2 protein-coding genes are annotated in these 2,571 nt (G+C 72.9%); both read left to right on the top strand.

Translation table 11 applies throughout. The features are described 5' to 3' along the window. Positions 1 to 230: alpha/beta hydrolase (locus E1265_RS35480; RefSeq protein ID WP_132935062.1), on the top strand; the 230-nt coding region annotated here is incomplete at its 5' end. Positions 231 to 422: 192 nt separating this feature from the next. Next, positions 423 to 2,571 (top strand): nitrate reductase (locus tag E1265_RS35485; protein WP_207931342.1); only part of this gene is annotated, 2,149 nt, incomplete at its 3' end.

Below are 2,571 nucleotides of genomic sequence, written 5' to 3' on the forward strand. Positions count from 1 at the left end.
GTGCCGAGGGGGAGTGGGGCGAGGGTGCCGACAGCTGGACCCCCGAGCGCGGCACGGTCCCCACCGGCGTGCTGCTCTCCGCCCACGACGTCACCGTGCGCCCGTGGGCCGAGCGCGACCACCACGTGGTGTCCTGGATCGAGCTGGACGAGGGTGGCCACTTCCTCGCCATGGAGGCCCCCGACGTCCTGACCGCCGAGGTCCGCGCCTTCTTCCGGAAGCCGCGCTGACCGACTCGGTGCTCACACGGGAGTGGCGCCCGGTGTGCAGGGGGCGTAACGCGGCTTGATCGCGCCACGTGACGCCCGCGTAATGGTCCTTTCGTACGGTCGACGCATCAGGGGTTGAACGCGCCGGGTCGAACGCGCCGGGTCGAACGCGCCGGGTCGAACGCGCCAGGTGGAACGTGGAAGGGGCCGCAGGTGTCCGCAGCGGAGTCGGGGGGCGTGCGCACCGTCTGTTCCTACTGCGGAGTCGGCTGCGGAGTGGTGCTGGACATCGCCGTGGGCCCGGACGGCCGCCGGACGGTGCGCCGGGTCACCGGGGACCGCGACCACCCGGCGAACTTCGGTCGACTGTGCACGAAGGGCGCCACCACCGCCGACATGCTGGCCGCCCCCGGTCGGCTCGCCACCGGGCTCAGGCGCGCCCGCCGCGACGCCGAGCCCGAGCCGGTCGAGGTGGCGACGGCCGTCCGCGAGACCGCGCGCCGGCTGCGCGCGATCGTCGACGAGCACGGCCCCGACGCCGTCGCCCTCTACGTCTCGGGGCAGCTGAGCCTGGAAGCCCAGTACCTCGCCAACAAGCTGGCCAAGGGCTTCCTGCGCACCAACCAGATCGAGTCCAACTCCCGGCTCTGCATGGCCAGCGCCGGCACCGGCTACAAGCTGTCCCTCGGCGCCGACGGCCCGCCCGGCTCCTACCAGGACTTCGACCACGCCGACGTCTTCCTCGTCATCGGCTCCAACATGGCCGACTGTCACCCCATCCTGTTTCTGCGCCTCATGGAGCGAGTGCGGGCCGGCGCCAAGCTGATCGTCGTCGACCCGAGGCGCACCGCGACCGCCGAGAAGGCGGACCTGTACCTGCCGATCCGCCCAGGCACCGACCTGGCGTTGCTCAACGGCCTGCTGCACCTGCTGGTCGCCGGCGGCCACACCGACCAGGACTTCATCGCGGCGCACACCGAGGGCTGGGAGGCGATGCCCGAGTTCCTCGCCGACTACCCGCCGGACGCCGTCGCCACGATCACCGGCCTCCCGGAGGCCGACATCCGGCGCGCCGCCGAGCTGATCGGCACGGCGGGCGAGTGGATGAGCTGCTGGACCATGGGGCTCAACCAGTCCACCCACGGCACCTGGAACACGCAGGCGCTGATCAACCTGCACCTGGCCACCGGGGCCATCTGCCGCCCGGGCAGCGGCCCGTTCTCGCTGACCGGCCAGCCCAACGCGATGGGCGGCCGCGAGATGGGCTACATGGGTCCCGGGCTGCCAGGCCAGCGCTCGGTGCTGGTCGAGGAGGACCGCGCCTTCACCGAGCGGCTCTGGGACCTGGCGCCCGGCACCATCCGGGCGGACGGGCCGGCCCAGGGCACCGTCGAGATGTTCCGGCGGATGGCGGCGGGCGAGATCAAGGGTTGCTGGATCATGTGCACCAACCCTGTCGCCTCGATGGCCAACCGCGACGCGGTGATCGAGGGGCTGCAGGCCGCCGAGTTCGTCGTCACCCAGGACGCGTACGCCGCCACCGAGACCAACGCCTACGCCGACGTCGTGCTGCCCGGCGCGCTGTGGGTCGAGGGCGACGGCGTCATGATCAACAGCGAGCGGAACCTCACCCTCACCCGGCAGGCCGTCGACCCGCCGGGCCAGGCGCTGCCTGACTGGCGGCTCATCACCCTGGTCGCCCGCGAGATGGGCTACGCGGACGCGTTCCCCTACGAGAGCGCCGAGGAGATCTTCGAGGAGCTCAAGGGCGCCTGGAACCCGACCACCGGCTACGATCTGCGCGGGGTCAGCTACGAGCGGCTGAGCGCCACCCCCGTGCAGTGGCCGGCCGCCGAGCAGGACGGGCCGGACCGCAACCCCGTCCGCTACCTGCCCCCGGACGGCGGCGGCCCGCGGTTCCCGACCGCCAGCGGCCGCGCCGGCTTCTACCCGCGCCCCCATGTGCCGCCCGCCGAACTCCCCGACGACCAGTACCCGTTCACGCTCAACACCGGCCGGGTGCAGCACCAGTGGCACACGCTCACCAAGACCGGCCGGGTGGCGCGGCTCAACAAGCTCAACCCCGGGCCCTTCGTCGAGGTGCACCCCGACGACGCGCGGGCGCTCGGCATCGCCGATGGCGACTCGGTGGAGGTCGCCTCCCGCCGTGGCAGGGCCGTGCTGCCCGCCGTGGTCACCGACCGGGTCCGTCCCGGATGCTGCTTCGCGCCGTTCCACTGGAGCGACCTGTTCGGCGAGCGGGTCACCGTGAACGCCGTCACCAGCGACGCCGTCGACCCGCTCTCCAGGCAGCCGGAGCTCAAGGTCTGCGCGGTCGCGCTGACCCGGGTCGCCGCCCGCC

Source organism: Streptomyces sp. 8K308, assembly GCF_004348315.1.
In the GTDB taxonomy this organism is placed as follows: domain Bacteria; phylum Actinomycetota; class Actinomycetes; order Streptomycetales; family Streptomycetaceae; genus Streptomyces.